The organism is uncultured Ruegeria sp., from assembly GCF_947497005.1.
Taxonomy (GTDB): domain Bacteria; phylum Pseudomonadota; class Alphaproteobacteria; order Rhodobacterales; family Rhodobacteraceae; genus Ruegeria.
Genome location: NZ_CANMFF010000002.1, coordinates 154,866 through 175,421, shown reverse-complemented (window position 1 = coordinate 175,421; position 20,556 = coordinate 154,866). Strand labels below are relative to the sequence as shown.

Sequence of the window (20,556 nt, the reverse complement as noted above, 5' to 3'; positions counted from 1 at the left end):
GCTATGAAACGGCGAAGTTTTCTTATGGCCGGAGGAGCGTTAGGCATCATGGGTTTCTCTGGCCAGTCCATTGCCCAACGCCCCACAGGCTTCTACGTCCCGGCGGAAGAAGCCCGACATGATCGTACCTTTATGCAATGGCCGGTCAGTCGCACCGTGTATCCAGATCCCGTATTTCTGAAGATGGTGCAGACAACCATTGCTAAAATCGCAAACACGATTTCCGCATTCGAACCCGTTATACTGCTGGCTGGTTCAGAGTATCACTTAGAAATCAGCAAACAGCTTTCTGCATCGGTCGAGGTTTGGGATGTTCCGACCGAAGATTTGTGGTGCCGGGACGCAGGCCCGGTGTTTGCGATCGACAACCACGGCGAGCTTGGGATCAATCAAATCCAATTCAATGGATGGGGGCAAAAACAGGTTCACGCGCAGGACGCAAAGATTGCCGGCGCTGTAGCCGAAAAATTGAGTCTTCCCATCTTGCCAACCGGGTTAGTAGGCGAAGCCGGTGGGGTCGAACAAGATGGGCATGGGGTGCTTATGGCGCATGAAAGCTCGTGGGTGAATGACAACCGCAACCCTGGCCTCACACGTGATGAGATTGAAACACGGTTGTTGGCTGCCTATGGGGCCGAGCACATGATCTGGTCCGATGGTGTCTGGGATGAAGATATCACCGACTACCACATAGACAGTCTGGCCCGCTTTACCGGCCCCCGCCGCGGTATCATCAATTTACCGGATGAACCGGACAATATTGATCCTTTCCACATGGCCGCTTTGGACACCCATGATCGTCTGCTTGCAGCGGGAGTGGAGGTGGAAGTGATACCCGAGCCGCATGACCGACGCGTGAATGACCCGGAATTCGTTGCGTCCTATGCCAATTACTATGTCTGCAACGGCGGCGTGATTGCGGCGCAGTTCGGAGACACGGAAACGGACAAAATAGCGTTAGAAGCGCTCGGACGGCATTATCCAGGGCGTGAAGTAGTTACGCTGAACGTTGATGTGCTGGGCGAACTTGGCGGCGGCATCCATTGCGCCACGCAACAAATGCCCGCTTCATAGCTTTGCTGAATTGAAAGCCTATTCTGCCGCCTCGGCCGCAGCGTCCAGCTCCGCTGCTTTCTTCTCGACCTGCTCGACGATGTGGTCGATCATCTGATCGTTCGACATCTTGTGGCTGGCTTTGCCCGCCAGATAGACCATTCCGGACCCTGCCCCACCGCCTGTAAAGCCGACATCGGTCATCAGCGCCTCACCCGGACCGTTAACCACGCAACCGATGATCGACAAAGACATGGGTGTCTTGATGTGTTCCAGCCGAAGCTCAAGCGCTTCGACGGTTTTTATGACGTCGAAGCCTTGCCGCGCGCAGGACGGGCATGAGATTATGTTCACGCCGCGATGACGAAGCCCCAGCGACTTGAGGATTTCGAACCCGACCTTCACCTCTTCCACTGGATCTGCGGACAGGCTGACGCGGATCGTGTCACCGATCCCCATCCACAACAGGTTGCCCAGACCGATGGCGGATTTGATGGTGCCGGAGACAAGCCCTCCGGCTTCGGTGATGCCCAGATGGATCGGCGCGTCCGTCGCCTCGGCAATGCCCTGATAGGCAGCGGCGGACAGGAAGACATCGCTGGCTTTCACGCTGATCTTGAACTCGTGAAAGTCGTTGTCCTGCAGGATGCGGATATGTTCCAGCCCGCTTTCGACCATCGCCTCGGGGCACGGCTCGCCGTATTTCTCAAGCAGATGCTTTTCCAGTGACCCCGCGTTGACCCCGATACGGATCGAACAGTTGTGATCGCGCGCGGCCTGGATGACTTCTTTTACGCGGGCCTCGTCGCCGATATTGCCGGGATTGATGCGCAGACAGGCAGCCCCGGCTTCGGCGGCTTCGATGCCCCGGCGGTAATGAAAATGAATATCCGCCACGATGGGCACCGGGCTTTCGCGTACGATCTCTTTCAGCGCTTTAGACGAGGCCTCATCGGGAACCGAGATACGCACGATATCTGCACCAGCCTCAGCCGCTGCCTGAACCTGCGCCACGGTGCCTGCCACATCGGTGGTCAGCGTGTTAGTCATGGTCTGCACCGCAATGGGCGCATCACCCCCAACAGGGACATTGCCAACCATGATTTGACGGGATTTACGACGGTAGATGTCACGCCAGGGGCGCACGTGATTGAGGGACATAAGGACGGATCCGCGTCTGCCTGAGTTGCGACAGTAGTTAGCTCGGCAACCGGGTTACCGCAATGGCTAGATCACTCGGCGGGCGCTTCTGTCGCCTCGGTTTGCAGTTCAGCCACCAGCTGCTTGAGCGCGCTGTTCTGCTCAGCCTCGAGATCGGCAACGGCATAAGCCTCGGAAACCGCATCTTTCGACAGAACTACACCTTTGGCGACGGTACCCGGAGCACCCGCAGGGCCGAAATGTTCACCATTCATCGAGAAATAAACAGACCCGGATGCGCCTGCACGCAGTGACGGCGGTTCTTCGGTCAGGGGGACTTCGAAAACGCTGCCCTGTTCGACCGTACCCAGCGTGCCTTCAAAAATGACGCTGCCATCCGCAGCCGTCACGCGCATCCATGCGGGGTCAACGGCCACAATCTTGAGCGTGGTATCGATCTGTTCAACCACTTGTGGCAAGGCCGGTCTTTCGACTGTGTGGAATTCGGCCACATCAAACTTCGGCAATTCCGGCGGGCGGAAGGTCCCCACGTCGCGCGGGTCGAGCGTGGAAATCGGAGCGTCCCGCGCAACCAGAACCGGAACATCCAGTGCCTGCGGACGATAGAGACGGTCCAGCGCTTCGGCACTTGCTGTTTCCGCAACGTCATCTGACGCATTGCTACGCGCCGCATCCAGCGGATCCAAATCCGACAGAACCACCGGCGCTTGCTCAACCGGACTGACCTGTACTTGCTGAATTTTGTTCAGAACAGCCCAGCCGCCATAGCCGATGCCACCAATCACCGCCAGCAAGACGAGCGACGAGCCGATAGCACGGGGTTCAATCTGACTGACCAGGGATTCCTTGCCCGGAATGTACGGTGTGTTGGGGGAGATGAAGGGATCCCGCCCCATTGGACCACGCGCTGGAAGCCCGCCAGATGGTTTGCGCACAACTGACGCCTCGGCAGACATGCCATGCGCAACTTCAAATCCGCTTTCCTCGCAGAATGTCGCAAAAGTTTCATCCGGGTTCATCCCCAGATAGCGCGCGTAAGAACGCACATACCCGGCGATAAAGCCGGGTGTGTCAAACGCATCGGGATCAGCGTTTTCAATTGCAGCTATGTAGTTGGCTTTGATCCGCAGCTCGCGCTGAACGTCCAGAAGGGATTTGCCCATCGTCGCACGTTCACCGCGCATCTTGTCACCAAGACGAATTTCGTAATCGTCAAACCCTTTTGGTCTGACATCCACGTCCTCTTCGGCATTGCGCTGTGATCTGCGCCCAATCATCCCTGCTGCCCCATTTCTGCCCGTCGCGTATTTCGCGTAAGCGTCGAATCATCTCTAGAATGATTCGTTCACTTGTTTTGTTAGCGTAAGCTTAACACGCGGCAAACTCGTTGCACACTTTGGCGTGAGGTTATCCGGCAAGTTCGGCGCGATTTAGCGCACAATGTGACCAAAGTTCGTCCATCGCCTGTACCAGACGGTTCATTTCGTCGGGCCCATGCACTGGAGACGGGGTGAACCGCAAACGCTCGGTACCGCGCGGAACGGTCGGGAAATTGATCGGCTGCACATAAATACCGTAATCTTCCAACAGCATGTCGCTGAGCTTTTTGGTGTGCACGGGGTTCCCTACGATCACAGGCACAATATGGCTTCCGTGGTCGATAAGAGGAAGGCCCATCCCTTTCAGCCGCAACTTGAGAATCTTCGCCTGCGTCTGATGCTGTTCGCGCAGATCAGATGCGGTTTTAAGATAAGCAACCGACGCAGCGGCGCCTGCAGCAACAGCAGGTGGCAGAGACGTGGTGAAGATAAAGCCCGGCGCGTAAGAGCGTACGGCATCACACATTTTGGCACTCGCCGCGATATAGCCGCCCATCACGCCGTATGCTTTGGCCAACGTACCATTGATAATGTCGATCCTATGTGCCAGACGATCCCGTTCAGTCACACCGCCACCACGGGGGCCATACATGCCCACGGCGTGCACTTCGTCGATATACGTCAGCGCACCAAATTCATCGGCCAGATCGCAAATCTCTTCGATCGGTCCAAAGTCGCCATCCATCGAATAAACCGACTCGAAAGCGATCAGCTTGGGCGCCGCAGGATCGTCCGCCTCAAGCAATTCGCGCAGATGCGCCACGTCGTTGTGACGGAAGACGCGCTTGGCACCCCCGTTACGGCGGACACCTTCGATCATCGAAGCGTGGTTCAGTGCATCAGAGTAGATAATCAGGCCCGGAAACAGCTTGGGCAGCGTGCTGAGTGTGGCGTCATTGGCAATATAGGCACTGGTAAACAACAGCGCGGCTTCCTTGCCGTGCAGATCCGACAGCTCGGCCTCAAGCCGTTTATGATAAACCGTGGTTCCAGAAATGTTGCGCGTGCCGCCAGATCCGGCACCGGCTGCATCAACCGCCTCGTGCATAGCTTTCAGAACGACGGGGTGTTGACCCATGCCCAGATAGTCATTGCCGCACCACACGGTGATGTTTTGCTGCGACCCATCAGGGCGCGTGCGCACAGCGTGAGGGAAATGTCCGTTGCGGCGTTCGATATCGATAAAGGTCCGGTAACGTCCTTCATCATGCAGCCTGGCAATCGCTGAATCGAGCTGAGCAGTATAGTCCAACGGACCCTCCTTGAATGCCCGTATCGGTTTCCTTCCGGGCAATTAGTCTGCCACATCCCACAGTTTAACCTGTTTCAGCAGCTTTGTGTTCCTTTATTCAGCTGGTTACAGCCGAACAGGTGAACCCAACTTTGATTTGCATCAAATATAAGTTTGCATCTGCTTCGGCAAGTATAGTTCCGGCCATCGGACGCGTGGAAACGACGCAGGACTCGCAGCGTAATTTGCCGCTTTTTGCCCTGCGAGAATAAATCAGGTCAACCACTCTGGACGGCGCTGACAACGCTGCTAGGGTTCGCCCAAACACAGACAAGCAGGAGATCCCCATGTCGCTAGACACCGTGCTGAACCGGATTGACGAAGATCTGCAAACTTCGATCGACCGCCTGATGGAGCTGCTGCGCATTCCCTCGATCTCAACCGATCCTGCCTACAAGGCCGACGTCAGCCGGGCCGCTGACTGGCTGGTTGCCGACCTGAACAGCATTGGGATTTCAGCGGAGAAGAGGGAAACTCCGGGCCACCCGATGGTCGTAGGCCATGTAGGTGAGGACACCGAAGCCCCGCATATCCTGTTTTATGGTCATTATGACGTGCAGCCTGTCGACCCATTGAACCTGTGGACGCGCGAGCCATTTGATCCCGCCATCGAAGACACCGAGCATGGCCCGGTTATCCGCGGGCGCGGTGCATCGGATGACAAAGGCCAGTTGATGACCTTTGTCGAAGCCTGCCGCGCCTGGAAAGCGGTGCACGGAACCCTGCCCTGTCGCATCACCTTCTTCTTCGAAGGCGAAGAAGAATCCGGCTCACCCTCCTTGGTTCCTTTCCTCGAAGAAAATGCAGCGGAACTCAAAGCCGATCTAGCGCTGGTCTGCGATACATCCATGGTGTCGCGTGGTGTTCCGTCGATTGCCGCACAACTGCGCGGTATGTTGAAGGACGAGTTCACCATCATCGGACCCCGCATCGACCTGCATTCCGGTCACTATGGCGGCCCCGGCCTGAACCCCTTGCGCGAATTGTCGACAATCGTTGCCTCATTCTATGACGACGAAACCGGACGCGTCGCAGTCGAGGGATTCTATGAAGGCGTTCACAAGGTGCCCGAAGACCAACTGCGTCAGTGGCAAAACTGTGGTTTCGACGAAGCGGATTACCTGAACTCGGTCGGCTACACCCAACCGCATGGCGAAAAAGCCTATTCAACGCTCGAGCAACAATGGGCGCGCCCGACACTAGAGGTGAACGGTCTGTGGGGCGGGTACAACGGCGCTGGTTCGAAAACCGTAATCCCTTCGGAAGCACACTGTAAAATCACGTGCCGCCTCGTTGGCGATATGGACCCGGACGCATTGCGAACAAAGATTCGCAAGCATGTCGAAGATCGCTTGTCACCGGATGCGAAAGTTGTCTGGGACAACGATCTGGAAGGCTCGCCCGCATCGGTCATGAACATCAACCGTCCGGAGTTCGAAGCCGCTCGCGGTGCGTTATCTGATGAGTGGGATCGCGAAGCTGTTTTCACCGGCATGGGTGGTTCGATCCCGGTTGTCGGATATTTTGCCACTGTTCTGGGGCTAGACTCGATGCTGGTCGGCTATGCCAATGAAGATGACGCCATCCATTCACCGAATGAGAAATATGACGTCAAAAGCTTCCACAAGGGCATCCGCTCGTGGGCGCGTATTTTGGATGCACTGAATAAGTAAGGGGTTTTCAGCAAGGCTCTGCCTCGCGCTCCGAGGTATTTGCAGCCAGATGAATAAAGGATCCTTGCTTCATCTGGCCTAAAATACCTCGGGGGAGTCGCGCGCAGCGCGGCGGGGGCAGAGCCCCCTGTCTCGCGTGAACGCGCATCGTCTTACATATGGATCACGCGGCCATACGCATCCAAAACGCTTTCGTGCATCATTTCTGAAAGTGTTGGGTGCGGGAAGACCGTGTTCATCAGGTCTTCTTCCGTCGTCTCCAACTGACGGCCAACCACGTAGCCCTGAATGAGTTCGGTGACTTCGGCGCCAATCATGTGGGCGCCCAGGAGTTCGCCTGTTTTAGCGTCGAACACGGTTTTGATCATACCTTCCGGCTCGCCCAGAGCAATAGCCTTGCCGTTGCCGATGAAGGGGAAACGACCGACTTTGATGTCATAGCCAAGCTCTTTGGCTTTTGCTTCAGAATACCCGACCGACGCAACCTGAGGCTGGCAATAGGTGCATCCCGCGATGCTTTCGGGCTTGACCGGATGCGCATTCTGACCTGCGATCAAGTCGGCGACCATGACACCCTCGTGGCTGGCCTTGTGCGCCAACCATGGCGCGCCCGCAATGTCGCCAATTGCATAAAGTCCATCGACACCGGTGCGGCAATACTCATCTGTCACCACATGCGTGCGGTCGATTTTCACACCGAGTGCTTCCAAACCGAGATTTTCGATATTTCCGACAATACCGACGGCCGAAATCACGGTGTCAAATTCGTGCTTCTCAACCTTGCCCTTGACTTCGATATGAGCGGTCACCTTGCCCTTGCCCCGATCCAGCTGCTTGACCATGGCCTTTTCCATGATGGTCATGCCCTGTTTGGTAAAGGCTTTTTTGGCCAACCCGCTGATTTCCGCGTCTTCCACCGGCAGCACGCGGTCCATCACCTCCACCACAGTCGTGTCGGCCCCCAACGTGTTGTAGAAGCTGGCGAACTCGATGCCGATTGCGCCCGAGCCGATGACCAGCAGCTTCTTCGGCATCCGAGGCGGTTGCAGCGCATGCTTGTACGTCCAGACCAGATCGCCGTCGGCCTCAAGACCGGGCAGTTCTCGGGCCCGCGCGCCGGTTGCGAGGACGATGTTCTTGGCCGTCAGTTCTTCGGTGCCCTTGTCCGTCTTGACACTGACCTTGCCTTTGGCGGGGATTGTGGCCTCGCCCATCACCACAGCCACCTTGTTCTTTTTCAACAAATGGCCAATGCCACCAGACAACTGCCCCGCCACACCACGCGATCTTTTGACAACCGCGTCCAGATCATAGCCGACTTTGTCCGCGCTCAGGCCAAAATCCTTGGCACGCTCCATAAGGTGAAACACTTCGGACGACCGCAGCAAAGCCTTGGTGGGAATGCACCCCCAGTTCAGGCAGATGCCCCCAAGATGCTCGCGCTCGACCACGACTGTTTTCAGGCCAAGCTGGGCCGCGCGAATGGCAGCGACATAGCCGCCGGGGCCAGCTCCGATTACGATCAGATCATAGGATTGTGCAGCCATGTGTTCCTCTCGGCGCAGGTAAGAAAATTTAGTTTACCATTAAACTAATTTCAGAAAAGCATCAACATACAGTTCCCGCGACAAATGAGACGCAGGGTAAACCATACTTAGATTTGCGGACTTCAGCCTATACCCCGGTCCAAGCTATGGCTAGAAAAGAAACGCCGACGTTGCTCGGACATTTATGAACACATTGAATTCAAGGGGCTTACCATGGCCAAAACACTGAAAGATCTGCTGCTTGCCATGCTCAACGCGACACTGATACTTTTAGCGGTGTGCCTGTTTCTGGGCTGGAAGCTGGCATCAAAGGTCGAAAGCATCACGGCAGGGTTTTCAGATACCGTGCAGGTTCTTGCCCCAATCCGGGACGAGGCGCGAGGTATTCGAGGAGAGCTTGCCGCGTTGCGAAGCGATTTGACAACGCTGACGCTGGAGAACCAGGTAGCGGACCCACTAGTTGCGCAAAACATCCGGGCGACATTGAGCCGCCTGAACGCAGTTGATCAAAAGCTACAGACCGTACAGGCGCGCTTCACAGACCTTGCAGACACCCCGGAGACCCTGATCGCTCAAGCCATTCAGACAGGTGCGGACATTGCATCCAAACGCGTTTTGGAGATCAGAGGATGCGAGCCAGAATCCTAAAGGAATCCGGCACTATTGGCGACTGTCGCGGTTCCAATCTGTCTGGACGATCTTAGACCGTCGCTTGCAACTCACGCACGGTGGTACCGTAGCCGCCCATGTCGACATAGGCCTCTTCATGCGGCGTCGAATTGCGCGACAGGGCTTCGTTCCGATAGGGGAAACGACCGAACTTGCGGATCACTTCTCGATGCGCCCGCGCGTGCAGCAGATTGCTTGTATCGCCGCTCATGTTCTCACAGATCAAACGTACACAGCGTTCCTGATCGCACAGGTTTTCTGAATGCATCATCGGCAGGTAAAAGAACTGCCGGGCCGGTTCGTCGATCTTCTTGTCCCAGCCCCTGTCGACCGCACATTTTGCGGCCGCCAAAGCAGCTCGGTCGGTCGCGAAAGCCCGCGCCTGACCCCGGAACATGTTGCGTGGAAACTGGTCCGTCAGAATAATGTAAGCCAGTGATCCGCTGGGATAAGTAAGCCAGAGCGAAAACTTGCCCTCAACCGCATCCTCCCACGTTGACAGAAAGCGTGTGCGGATGTCTGCATCCAACCCGTCATCCTGTAAGTACCAGCCCTTTGGACCCACCTCATCTAACCAAAAACTCAATACCTTTTCAGGCGTTACCATTGCCTTAAACTCCGTCTTGTGCCCGCACCCGGGACGTAACGTCATTTAAGGCCGATTTACAGAACTGTTACAGTAACATATTGCAACACTTGCGACATATTCCTGTGTCCTAGGCATCTTCCTGCTCAGCCTGCTCGGCCTCTGCTGCTTCGATGGCAACTTCCTGCGCCACTTCAAGCGCAACCGGTGAGGCCGTCGGGTAAAAGGTCGACATAGTGCCGGTTTCGTCCACAGGAACCGAGGCACGCTGCGTCGTCCGGTACAATGCGTAGAATGCCAACGTGAATAACAGTGCCGCAATAAAGAGAAAAAAGCCGCGGGGTCCGAAGACAGCATCCCCCATCAGCCAACCGGTGATCAGTGGTCCGGCAATCGCGCCCAGTCCGTTGATGAACAGCAGCCCACCGGATGCGGCCGCCATATCCTCGTGTTCAAGAAAGTCATTCGCGTGTGCGATCAGCAGTGAGTAAAGCGGGTTGGAAGTGCCGCCGATCAGGAACGCCGCGCCAAGCAGAATTGGAAACGATCCCCCCATCACCATTGCGATAGTTGCGCCACCGGCACCGACAAGCGCCACAAGAAGGATCAGAAAGCGCCGATCCATGCGGTCGGAGAACCAACCCAAAGGGTATTGCAAAACCACGGCGCCAATATAGAACGCCGCGACGAAGGTCGAGATTTCCACAAGCGACAGCCCTGCCCGTGCGCCGAAAACCGCCGCCATACCGAACTGTGCCGAAAACACGCCGCCCAACAGAAACATGCCCACACAGCCCAGAGGCGAGGTTTCCAGCAGTTTCTTCAGGGTCATTGGTTTGGTGGTATCAAAGGCCGGTGTAGGCGAAATCGACAACAGAATAGGCGCGAAGGATACGGAAACCAGAATCGAGGCGATCACAAAGGTTTCGTAACCTGCGGGGTCGCCGACCAGAACCAGCGCCTGGGCACTGATGATGCCCGTCATCTGGAAGATCATGTAGAGCGACAGCGCCTGCCCCCGGTTTTCATTACTTGCCGCATTATTGAGCCAACTTTCGGCAGTGACATAGACGCCCGAAAAACAGAACCCGATCACGACCCGGCCCAGGGCCCAGGCGATCGGGTCTGTCAGCATGGGATACATGATCATCACCGCCGAAATGAACGACGCAAGTGCCGCAAAGACCCGCACATGGCCGACGCGCCGGATCATCTCGGGCGCAAAGCGAGAGCCGCCCAGAAAGCCCAGGAAATAGGCCGACATCACAAAGGACATCTCAAGGGTCGAAAAACCTTCGATCTCACCCCGAACACCCAAAATCGTGCCCTGAAGGCCGTTTCCGACCATCAACAAGCCCATGCCGAGCAACAATGCCCATGCGCTGGATAAGACCTGAATCATTGGGGCCTCCGACTAGTGCCAACCTGATTTGAGATTCGTTGTGCGATCAAAGACCGCTTCCGTCGCGCTTGTCTACGACATTCCCAATCCGCGATGCTGCATACGCGCCCTTCAGGGAATCAAAAGCGACGCGTCGCCATAAGAAAAGAATCGGTATTTCCGTGCGATGGCATGGGTGTAAACATCGCGCATCCGGTCCTGCCCCATCAGTGCTGAAACCAGCATGAGCAAAGTAGATTTCGGCAGGTGGAAATTGGTCATCAATGCGTCTGTCACATTGAACCGGAAACCGGGATAGATGAAGATATCCGTTTCACCTTCCCACGGTTCGATCACGCCGGACCGCGCCGCGCTTTCGATCAGACGGAGGGCCGTGGTGCCCACCGGGATCACGCGCCCCCCGTTGGTCTTGGTCGCCTGTATTTCCGCAGCGGCCTCAGGGCTGACCTGCCCCCATTCGGCGTGCATCTTGTGGGTTGTCACATCTTCGACCTTGACCGGCAGGAAGGTTCCCGCCCCGACGTGCAGCGTCACATGGGTGAAACTCACGCCTCGGTCCGCCAGCGCCTGCATCAGATCATCATCGAAATGCAGCGACGCTGTCGGGGCGGCCACGGCGCCTGAATTACTTGCCCAGATGGTCTGGTAATCGGTTTTGTCTTGCTCATCCGCCGGGCGTTTGGCCGCAATATAAGGCGGCAGGGGCATCGCTCCAGCCTGATCCAGCGCTTTGTCGAAATCATCGCCGCTGAGATTAAAGCGCAGATAGGCCTGCCCGTCCTCGACCCAATCCAACGTGGCGCTGAGGTCGTCTGAAAAGACGATCGCTTCCCCAAGCTTCACTTTCTTGAGCGGTTTGATCAACGCAGACCATGTGCCGTTGGCCTGTGGGTCCAGCAAGGTGGCCTCGATCCCGGCAGAGACCGGACCCTGCGCGCTGTCGCGGTGGCGATGACCGCTCAGCCGTGCCGGGATGACGCGGGTGTCATTCAGCACCAGCCGATCGCCCGGTTGCAGGAGATCAGGCAAATCAAACACATGATTGTCCGTTATCGTATCCCCTTGCGTAACAAGCATACGCGCAGAGGAACGCGGGCTGGCGGGCCGCGTGGCAATCAGGTCTTCGGGTAAGTGGAAATCAAAATCACTGAGCTTCATGCCCGCGCCTTACAACCCTGCATCAGATTCGGCCATATCCTGTCAGCGATCACTGGCGGGTGACCCAAACGTTCCTTTTGGTTCGTCCGGTTTCTGGGGCACCGCGTTCGGGCCGTCCTGAACTTTGGGCGCTGGGGCACGCAAAAGGTCGCGCAGGAACAGGGGGGCCAGACCGGACAGCGGGTTTACCGACACTTTGGGCGAGGAAAGCGGACCTGTCAGCGTGTAGTTGAACCCAATGACGCCTTCGCCCTTGCGTGTAAACACACTGCCCACCGCGTTGAGGAGGTATATGGGCGAGATCGCGCCCCGCAGGTTCAGTATCCCGTTCACAGTATCGATGGTGCCGTCGAAAGACAGGCCCATTGACGGCCCAACGGCGCTGCCGCTCAGCACTTTGATATCCGTCGGCGTGATCCTCATCCGGCTGTCAATCGCCGCGAAAAAGATGCCCTGCCCGGCCATCTCGTCCAACAGCCCCACAAGGCTGATCGCATTCAGCAGGGCCGCCATAGCTGGAGCGTCCGTGATCCGCGTGTTGACGATCTTTAGTATCACGTCATAGCTGCCGGGCGCGGCCACAGGCTCGAGCTTCAGGTTCATGTCACCGCCCTGCGCCTGGGTCAGAACCCCGGCCGAACGCAGCACGGCCCCCGCATCTTGCGAGGTCAGGTTAACGGCACTTCGGTTCCCTCTTGGGCTGACCTGGCCGCTAACTGACGCACGGCCATTGACCTGGGCGGTGAAGTTGCCGTTCATCCCGCCGGTCGTCTGAAACGCGCCCCGAAAACCCGTCAACGCGACCGTTTCAGTAACTTGAAGACGGTCCAGCGATACATCCAGTTTCGGCCCGGCGCTGCCGCCGCCACCCGATCCGCTGCTTTCGCCAAAGTTTGCGCGCGCCATATCCAGTACACCACCAAGGACACGAATATCCGGGATAGCAGACCCGCGCCCGATCAGTTCTGCCGGGACTGCCAGCCAGTCGCCCAGATCAAAGGAACTGAACCGAACCCGGTCATATTCGCCATTCCCATGAAACGTAATTGAAGCGGACGTACGTAGTCCCGCTGCATTTATGCGCAGGCTTTCCACTTTCAGCTGCGATCCAAGGGTCGCCTCGGCTATCAGGGAGCCTGTCGAATTGGCACCCTTCCGCCAACCAAGCTCGGGTATAGCCAGCGCAACGCCCTGCAGATCGGACTTAACTGACAGTTGCGGAGGAGGTCCGGCACCGAGACCCAAGGTGATATCCGCAATACCTTTTCCGGTCAGCATCCCGGATGGCAGGCCAGCTCCGATTTCATCCATCAGTCGCGGGGACAGCTCGATCTGGCCGGTCAGCGTGCTGCGCTGTGCGGACTTTCCGTCAATCGGTTGCCGCCAGAGCGCTGTCAATGGCACGTCCCCGAACTGCCCCTGCCCCTGAATTTGAACCCCGGATTGATCACCCGAAAGATCCAGCAAATCAGCGCTGACGGAAAAGCCGGGCACCAGCCGGTCACTGAACAGATTGGCCAGTTGGCCGTCGAAATGGAACTCCGTGTCCTGGAACTTAAGGCCCTTTTTCATCGGCAAGGATAGTGTTCCTGCCAACGAAGCTGTTCCCTTCGCCACATCAACGGGCAGCCCCGCCTTGCTGAGCAATTCGAGCGGCGGCCGGTCCAGCAAGGACAACGCGGCCGTCACGCTGCCCGTGGCCCGGATTCGCGCAATTGCGGGCGCGGATTTCTTAATGTCGGTGTCGGGTATGATGAAGGATGTCCCCGATGCATCCACCGCACCGCCGTCATCCGCGATCACAACGCCCTGCTGCGCGGAGACTGTGAACCTGCGGTTGATCAGGCTGGCTTGCCCCTGCGCCTTTTCGATCGGAGGCAGTGTTTTGACAAACTGGATCTTGGCCTCTTCAAACCCGAAATCCAGATAGAGATCCGGTTTCGATCCAGGTCGCAGGCGAAGGGCAAAATCCATATCGGACAGAACCCCTTCGTACAGGTTTTCAGTCACCCACTCTCGCGGTTTCGGAGCCAGCCGTTCGGGCCAATAACGGAGAACCCTGTCGGACGTCATCCGGTCCAGATGTGCATCCAGTTCAACGGCCCAGCCATCCGGTCTTCCGTTCAGGACACCAAAGGCACGCACCGTGTGATCCGGATCTTCGATGGTCATCTGACCGAGGCGCAGTTGGAACGGGTCGAACGCCATCTTGAAGTCCAGACTGGCCCGCGACAGCTGAATTGGCTGTGGAAACAGGTTGGCAGGATTCACGTTGATGCCGGATAGTCGCAACTGTGCAGACAGACTGTCCAGCACGCCATCTTCTGCGCCCTCCAGAAAGGCCTTTCCGTCAGCTTGCACCTCGCCCCAGGCCGAGACTACGGAAACCTCATTGAAATCGAGCATCTGCTCTTCGGGGTCATAAGCGAAATAAGTGCGGGCGGATTCGAAGGGAACCGGACGTGTTTCCGGATTTGGCTGAACTGCCCCGGCTCCCAGATTGAGCGTTGCGTACAGGGTCCCGATTGCCCCGTTTTCATCGACACCGCCCCGCAGCGCACCTGATATCGGGGCTCGCAGAACCTGCAACCATGCAAGGGCGGGGGATTGACCCGCTATATCTTCGGTTGGAAGGTCGGTGACTGAAATTCCGAATTGAGCGGCGGGCGTGCCCAGAACGCTTGTATAGTTCGCCTCGATGGCACTGACATAGTTGCGCCCTGCCAGAACCGAGAACCCGGTTGCCAATCGCACTTCGTTGTCGCTGCGGTTGGCTTGAATATGCCCACCGTCCAAAACCCAGGATCGCCCTTGCCGCAGGTCGCGGTAATCCAGAGTGATCGCATCAAGTTCGACCGAGGTCAGTGCAGACAGGGCCGGAGACAGGAAAACCTGATCCGAGGCTTCGATCAGCTGCGCCAGGTTCGGGGCCTCCTGTACCGGCGCGCTGCCGGACCCCACTGTCAGGCTCAGCACTCCGTCCTTGTCTCGTGTCACGGCAATTTGCGCACCACTAAGGATGATGCGCTTTGGTCGGACTTGCCCGCGCAACAAGGGGCGCATGGCCAGACTGGCGCGCATGTCGGACACCTGCGCAATCTGTTGGCCTGCGGCGTCATTGATGGCGACATCGGTCAACCGCAGACGAGGCCGCCATCCTTCGTGAATGATGAAACTGACATCACCGAACCGGATTTGCAGCCCACCCAGCGCCTGTTCAAGCCGCGCCTCGACCCTGTCCCGCAGCCAAACAGGTGCGTGCATCCTTTGACCGACGACCATGAAACCGGTGAACAACGCCAGAAGCACCAGAACGACAATGCCGCGCATAGCCCAGAGACCAGCGGCGCGGCGACGCGACCGACGGCGTACGGGCTTGACCGGCTTTGCTCCATCGTCGTCTTCGTGCTGCTTCAATTTGCCATCCACGCCTTCCAACCCGCACGTGTTGCCCTATGATATCGGGCAGCCTTTAAAAACCTTTAGCGGAGTTTCCAATGCCCGACGTTTCAGACATCGCCCCCGACTTCACTTTGCCGCGCGACGGCGGCGGCGAGGTGACGCTTTCGGCGTTGCGCGGTGGAACCGTGGTCCTGTTCTTCTATCCTCGTGATGATACGCCGGGCTGTACCAAGGAATCCATCGGTTTCTCGGAACAACTTCAGGCCTTTGCGGATGCGGGCGCTCAAGTTTTCGGCATCTCGCGTGACAGCGTCGCCAAGCATGACAAATTCGTTGCCAAGCATGGGCTGACCACGCCGCTCTTGTCGGATGAGAACTCGACCATCTGTGAGGATTACGGCGTATGGGTTGAAAAGAACATGTATGGGCGCAAGTCGATGGGGATTGAGCGTTCGACCTTTGTCATCGATGCCGAAGGGCGTATCGCCAAGGTCTGGCGCAAGGTCAAAGTGCCCGGTCACGTAGATGCCGTGCTTGACGCAGTGAAAGCGTTGTAAGCGCCTCTCGACCTGCATCGCCATCCAGTCTATGACCCGCGCTGACATGACACAGGCGGAGCGACCCAGTGCCCAAGACACTGACCCAGATGGCAACAGAGGTTCTAACAACGGCGGATGGTCGGACCAAGACCGCCTTGTCCAAAGCTCATGCCGCGACGTGGTTCGCCGCGCGTGATGGGGATGCCGAGCCCATCGAAATCGGCACCGCCACACCGCCGCTGTCACCTTCGCGCCCGGACAAGCCGGAGCTTCTTTCCCCACGCGACGTCCCCAAGCGTCGCCCAGGTACGGAAGCCGGGCGCATCGCCTTGTTGCACGCGGTTGCGCATATCGAACTGAACGCCGTCGACCTGCACTGGGATATCATCGCGCGCTTTGGGCATGTGCCGATGCCAATCGGGTTTTACGATGACTGGGTGAAATGCGCCGAAGAGGAATCGCGGCATTTCGAGATGGTTTGCGATTGTCTGGAACAGATGGGCAGTCATTACGGCGCCCTGCCCGCTCATGCCGGAATGTGGCGCGCGGCAGAAGACACAGCCGACGACCTGATGGGGCGGTTGGCCGTTGTTCCCATGGTTCTCGAAGCGCGCGGGCTGGACGTGACCCCCGGCATGATCGAGATTTTCCGCAAAGCTAAAGCCGACCAGGCCATCGCCGCGTTGGAGGTGATCTATGCCGAGGAAGTCGGTCATGTCGCCTATGGCTCTAAATGGTTCCATTTCCTGTGCGGCCGGGAAAACGTCGACCCGAAGGATGTGTTCCACGCCCTGGTCCGGCGGTATTTCCACGGTGTCCTGAAACCACCGTTCAACGAGGAAAAACGGGCCGAGGCCGGGTTGCCACCCGACTTCTATTGGCCCTTGACCGAAGACCTGCCCGTGCCCGGCGAAGTCACAAATTGACACTTTTTTGTCAATTTCGGCGATTTCCTGCCGATCCTCAGCGGGTTTTCTGCGCTGTTTGCCGCAGACGGGTCAACAAACTTGCCCGAACGCGGCCCGCCCTTTATGCAATCGGCGCAAGGGGCGGCAGGCACTCACGACCGGTCCCGATCTTGGGGATGAGAGGTAGGACGCGTGCGAACACGTCTGGCAATAAAACTACACTCGGTACTTGAACGGTATTTCCCGGAACGCCGGGTCTTTTTGAAATCTGACAAAGATACACGTTTCATCCGGCTCAGCTCGGAAACTCAGGTGGCTGCCGTAGCCGGTGTTGCTGTCATGGTCGGATGGACTGCTGTTTCGACAGCCATACTTTTAATGGACAGCATCGGATCGGGAAATTTCCGGGAACAGGCCAAGCGCGATCAGGCGACCTATCAAGAGCGCCTGAATATCCTGTCCACAGAACGTGACGCGCGCGCGCAGGAAGCCTTGGCTGCACAGGATCGTTTCAACGCCGCACTGGATCAGATTTCCGCAATGCAGTCGGAATTGCTGGCCTCGGAAAACCGGCGCCGGGAACTTGAGACAGGTATCGAAGTCATCCAGACCACCCTGCGCACCACCATGAAGCAGCGGGAAAAGGCGCGGACGGAACTGGCGAAGCTCCAAGAGGAAACCAGCGACCCCGGCATGTATATGGCCGCCGCGGGTAACCCGGCGCAAATGTCGTTCATGACCGAAGCTCTGGCGCGTACAGCCGAGCAACGCGATCAGATCGCCACCGACGCCCGAGAGGCGCTGGATCAGCGAGACGATCTGGAGCTTGAAATCCGGCTGATGCAGGAACGCAGCGACGAGATTTTCCGCCAGCTGGAAGAAGCAATGGTCATCTCGGTCGAGCCGCTGGACAAAATGTTCCGCCAGGCGGGAATGCCAACTGATCGTATCATCGAAGAGGTCCGGCGCGGATATAGCGGAATGGGCGGTCCGCTGACCCCTTTATCCCTTAGCACGCGCGGCGAGGAGGACGAGCAGTCCGCCGACGAAGCCCGTGCGAACACACTGCTGAGACAAATGGATCAACTGAACCTGTATCGTCTTGCGGCGGAAAAAGCCCCCTTCGCAAACCCCGTACATTCCGCAGTGCGCTTCACCAGCGGATATGGTACCCGGCGCGACCCCAAATCCGGCGGTCGCCGGATGCATAACGGTGTTGATTTTGCAGGCCCTCAAGGCACCGATATCTTTGCGACGGCTGACGGCGTGGTCAGTCATGCCGGCTGGCAATCGGGCTTTGGACGCCTTGTGAAAATCAAACATGCGTTCGGAATTGAGACACTTTTTGCTCATAACACCAAGATCAATGTGAAGGTTGGTCAAAGGGTCTCGCGCGGGGATCATATTGCTGATATGGGTAGCACCGGACGGTCGACCGGCACGCATCTGCACTATGAAGTGCGAGTGAACGGAAAACCTGTAAACCCAATGACTTACATCAAGGCTGCGAGAAATGTTTTCTAAAAGCAAAATCAACGAACCCGCATCCAAGGCACCTGAGGCGGCCAAACCCGCCGCTCCGGCGACCCCAGCGGCCCCTGCACCGACCGAGTCGAAACCTTCGACAGCGCCCAAGCCCAAGCCGCCAGCGTCGGTTCTGTCTTCGGATCTGCACATCACCGGCAACATCAAGACCTCTGGTGACATTCAGGTGGAAGGCACGGTCGAGGGCGACATTCGCGCCCATCTGCTGACCATTGGTGAATCCGCGACGATAAAGGGCGAAGTCACTGCAGACGACGTCGTGATCAACGGCCGCATCGTTGGTCGGGTACGTGGCCTCAAGGTTCGTCTGACCTCGACCGCGCGTGTCGAAGGCGACATCATCCACAAGACAATCGCCATCGAAAGCGGCGCGCATTTCGAAGGGTCGGTACAGCGTCAGGACGATCCGCTGAACCCCGGTCGCAGCGCCAAGTCCGGGTCCAACCCCGCGGCAGAAGTCAAACAGTAACCACACTGCCAGTTTTTTTGGGACGCCGCGGGACAACCCGCGGCGTCTTTCGTTTGCTCACTCGGCTGATCACGGAATTCAGTTTTCGTCCCAACGTGTTCGCGCTACAGTCAATCTATGCTGATTTTTCTGACACTTGTCGCACTCGTCGCCGGCTTTGTGGCCTATCATTTCTGGTCGAAACGACAAGCGCGGCTGACCTTGCTGGCGACCTCTCTGACTGAGGAGCAGCGGCACTTCTTGGACACTCAGGTCCCTATCGTACATAAGCTGCCGAAAGACCTGCGCACGAAGTTGGAAGGCAAGATCAACCTGTTTCTGGATCAGGTCGATTTCGTCGGGTGCGACGGACTGGAGGTCACGGAAGACATGCAGGTGTCGATTGCGGCCCAAGCCTGTCTGCTCGTGGTGAACAGTGATCTTTGGTACGACAATCTGACCACCATTCTGATTTACCCCAGCGCGTTCAAATCCAAACAACGCCGTCACAGTGGCTATGTCGTCACCGAAAAAGAAATAGTCCGCACCGGTGAAAGCTGGAATCGCGGTCCTGTCATACTGTCCTGGGCTCACAGCCAACGCGGGGCTTTGAACGATCACGACGGTCAGAACGTCGTGTTTCACGAATTCGCCCACCAAATTGATGATCTGTCAGGGTCGACCAATGGTGTTCCTCTGCTGAGCGATGGTCAGAGCTTTGCCGAGTGGGAAACCGCCTTTCTGAACGCCTATGAAGCGCATGTTCATGCAGTGGAAACGGGGCGGTCGACCGTGATTGATCCCTACGGCGCAGAAGGGCATGAGGAGTTTTTTGCCGTTTCGGTCGAAGTGTTCTTTGAGCGCCCCAAGGCACTAAAACAAAGCGACCCACCGGTGTATGAACAACTGTCAAAGCTGTTTCAACTTGATCCTGCACAATGGCGCTAGGACCATTTCGCCCCGGATGAGAGAACGCGCGGGAATTTCCCCGTTTGCCACAGTTTAACAAAAGTTATTTTTTGAATTACACTTAACTTCATTGCATCGTGGAGGAATTTTCATGTCATCAAAACTACTTGCCGAGTTCTTCGGCACCTTCTGGTTGGTTCTTGGGGGTTGCGGCAGTGCCGTCCTGGCGGCAGGCGTTGCGGATGTCGGCATCGGATGGCTTGGCGTGTCCTTCGCCTTCGGCCTTACGGTCCTGACAATGGCTTACACGGTTGGGCATATCTCGGGCGGGCACTTCAACCCGGCGGTCAGCCTGGGACTGATGATCGGCGGGCGGTTTCCAGCCAAGGATCTGCTGCCCTACTGGGTCGCGCAAGTCATCGGAGCAATTGCAGCCGCCATTGTCCTGTATCTGATCGTCAGCGGTGCGCCCGAATTCTCGGGTGTCGGAGGCTTCGCATCAAACGGATATGGAGAGGCCTCACCCGAAGGGTATTCTCTGATGTCCGCTCTGGTGATCGAGATTGTGATGACAGCTTTCTTCATCCTGATCATTCTGGGGGCAACCTCGGACAAGGCACCCGCCGGATTCGCCCCTATTGCCATCGGTTTGGCGTTGACCCTGATCCACCTGATATCGATCCCGGTCACCAATACCTCAGTCAACCCGGCTCGCTCTACCGGCGTCGCCCTGTTTGCCGACGGCCCTGCCCTTGCTCAGCTGTGGCTGTTCTGGGTCGCCCCGCTGATCGGCGCTGCGGTCGGAGCATTCATCTGGAAGGCAATGTCCTCGGACGACTGATACCAACGGGAGCGGGATTTTCCCCGCTCCCTGAAAAAACACGAT

The 20,556-nt window shown here is 57.5% G+C and carries 17 protein-coding genes; 9 read left to right on the top strand and 8 right to left on the bottom strand.

Annotated elements, in window-relative coordinates; genetic code table 11:
• The first annotated feature begins 3 nt into the window (after positions 1-3).
• Positions 4-1,074 carry an agmatine/peptidylarginine deiminase gene (locus tag Q0816_RS03285; RefSeq protein WP_298847664.1) on the top strand — a complete coding sequence of 357 codons (1,071 nt, stop codon included), beginning with the start codon at positions 4-6 and terminating at the stop codon, positions 1,072-1,074.
• Between the two features lie 18 nt (positions 1,075-1,092).
• On the opposite strand, the gene ispG is transcribed toward Q0816_RS03285, so the two are convergent.
• From ispG to hemA, 3 genes are all read right to left on the bottom strand, one after another.
• Entirely contained in the window at positions 1,093-2,214 is a 1,122-nt protein-coding gene (gene ispG / locus Q0816_RS03280) for a flavodoxin-dependent (E)-4-hydroxy-3-methylbut-2-enyl-diphosphate synthase (protein ID WP_298847663.1), read from the bottom strand.
• Positions 2,215-2,285: 71 nt separating this feature from the next.
• Positions 2,286-3,491 carry a helix-turn-helix domain-containing protein gene (locus tag Q0816_RS03275; protein ID WP_298847662.1) on the bottom strand — a complete coding sequence of 402 codons (1,206 nt, stop codon included), beginning with the start codon at positions 3,489-3,491 and terminating at the stop codon, positions 2,286-2,288.
• 130 nt (positions 3,492-3,621) lie between these two features.
• The gene (gene hemA / locus Q0816_RS03270) at positions 3,622-4,845 is read right to left on the bottom strand and encodes a 5-aminolevulinate synthase (protein WP_298847661.1); all 1,224 of its coding nucleotides are present in this window, start codon (positions 4,843-4,845) and stop codon (positions 3,622-3,624) included.
• A 326-nt stretch (positions 4,846-5,171) separates the two neighbouring features.
• On the opposite strand from hemA, the gene Q0816_RS03265 reads away from it, so the two are divergent.
• On the top strand, positions 5,172-6,557 hold the full coding sequence (locus Q0816_RS03265) for a dipeptidase (RefSeq protein ID WP_298847660.1): 1,386 nt from the start codon (positions 5,172-5,174) through the stop codon (positions 6,555-6,557).
• A 152-nt stretch (positions 6,558-6,709) separates the two neighbouring features.
• Here the strand turns inward: Q0816_RS03265 and lpdA are convergent, their stop codons facing one another.
• Positions 6,710-8,104 (bottom strand): dihydrolipoyl dehydrogenase, encoded by a 1,395-nt coding sequence (lpdA, locus tag Q0816_RS03260; RefSeq protein WP_298847659.1) that lies wholly within the window; start codon positions 8,102-8,104, stop codon positions 6,710-6,712.
• 213 nt (positions 8,105-8,317) lie between these two features.
• Here lpdA and Q0816_RS03255 point away from each other — a divergent pair, with 213 nt between their 5' ends.
• Entirely contained in the window at positions 8,318-8,752 is a 435-nt protein-coding gene (locus Q0816_RS03255) for a hypothetical protein (protein ID WP_298847658.1), read from the top strand.
• A gap of 52 nt (positions 8,753-8,804) precedes the next feature.
• On the opposite strand, the gene Q0816_RS03250 is transcribed toward Q0816_RS03255, so the two are convergent.
• From Q0816_RS03250 to Q0816_RS03235, 4 genes are all read right to left on the bottom strand, one after another.
• Positions 8,805-9,380, bottom strand: a complete 576-nt coding sequence (locus tag Q0816_RS03250; RefSeq protein WP_298847657.1) for a DUF924 family protein — start codon at positions 9,378-9,380, stop codon at positions 8,805-8,807.
• A gap of 109 nt (positions 9,381-9,489) precedes the next feature.
• Complete coding sequence (locus tag Q0816_RS03245) at positions 9,490-10,761, bottom strand: MFS transporter (protein ID WP_298847656.1); 1,272 nt, start codon at positions 10,759-10,761, stop codon at positions 9,490-9,492.
• 111 nt (positions 10,762-10,872) lie between these two features.
• Complete coding sequence (gene queA, locus Q0816_RS03240; RefSeq protein WP_298847655.1) at positions 10,873-11,919, bottom strand: tRNA preQ1(34) S-adenosylmethionine ribosyltransferase-isomerase QueA; 1,047 nt, start codon at positions 11,917-11,919, stop codon at positions 10,873-10,875.
• Positions 11,920-11,961: 42 nt separating this feature from the next.
• Positions 11,962-15,336, bottom strand: a complete 3,375-nt coding sequence (locus Q0816_RS03235; protein WP_298847654.1) for a DUF3971 domain-containing protein — start codon at positions 15,334-15,336, stop codon at positions 11,962-11,964.
• A gap of 80 nt (positions 15,337-15,416) precedes the next feature.
• On the opposite strand from Q0816_RS03235, the gene Q0816_RS03230 reads away from it, so the two are divergent.
• From Q0816_RS03230 to aqpZ, 6 genes are all read left to right on the top strand, one after another.
• Complete coding sequence (locus Q0816_RS03230) at positions 15,417-15,878, top strand: peroxiredoxin (protein ID WP_298847653.1); 462 nt, start codon at positions 15,417-15,419, stop codon at positions 15,876-15,878.
• A 68-nt stretch (positions 15,879-15,946) separates the two neighbouring features.
• Positions 15,947-16,786: a ferritin-like domain-containing protein gene (locus Q0816_RS03225; RefSeq protein WP_298847652.1), complete on the top strand. Its 840-nt coding sequence runs from the start codon at positions 15,947-15,949 to the stop codon at positions 16,784-16,786.
• Positions 16,787-16,960: 174 nt separating this feature from the next.
• On the top strand, positions 16,961-18,292 hold the full coding sequence (locus Q0816_RS03220) for a M23 family metallopeptidase (protein WP_298847651.1): 1,332 nt from the start codon (positions 16,961-16,963) through the stop codon (positions 18,290-18,292).
• Positions 18,282-18,782 carry a polymer-forming cytoskeletal protein gene (locus Q0816_RS03215; RefSeq protein ID WP_298847650.1) on the top strand — a complete coding sequence of 167 codons (501 nt, stop codon included), beginning with the start codon at positions 18,282-18,284 and terminating at the stop codon, positions 18,780-18,782. The genes Q0816_RS03220 and Q0816_RS03215 overlap by 11 nt, the downstream gene beginning before the upstream one ends.
• 117 nt (positions 18,783-18,899) lie before the next feature.
• Positions 18,900-19,709 (top strand): zinc-dependent peptidase, encoded by an 810-nt coding sequence (locus Q0816_RS03210; RefSeq protein ID WP_298847649.1) that lies wholly within the window; start codon positions 18,900-18,902, stop codon positions 19,707-19,709.
• A 112-nt stretch (positions 19,710-19,821) separates the two neighbouring features.
• The gene (aqpZ, locus tag Q0816_RS03205) at positions 19,822-20,511 is read left to right on the top strand and encodes an aquaporin Z (protein ID WP_298847643.1); all 690 of its coding nucleotides are present in this window, start codon (positions 19,822-19,824) and stop codon (positions 20,509-20,511) included.
• The last annotated feature ends 45 nt before the right edge of the window (positions 20,512-20,556 follow it).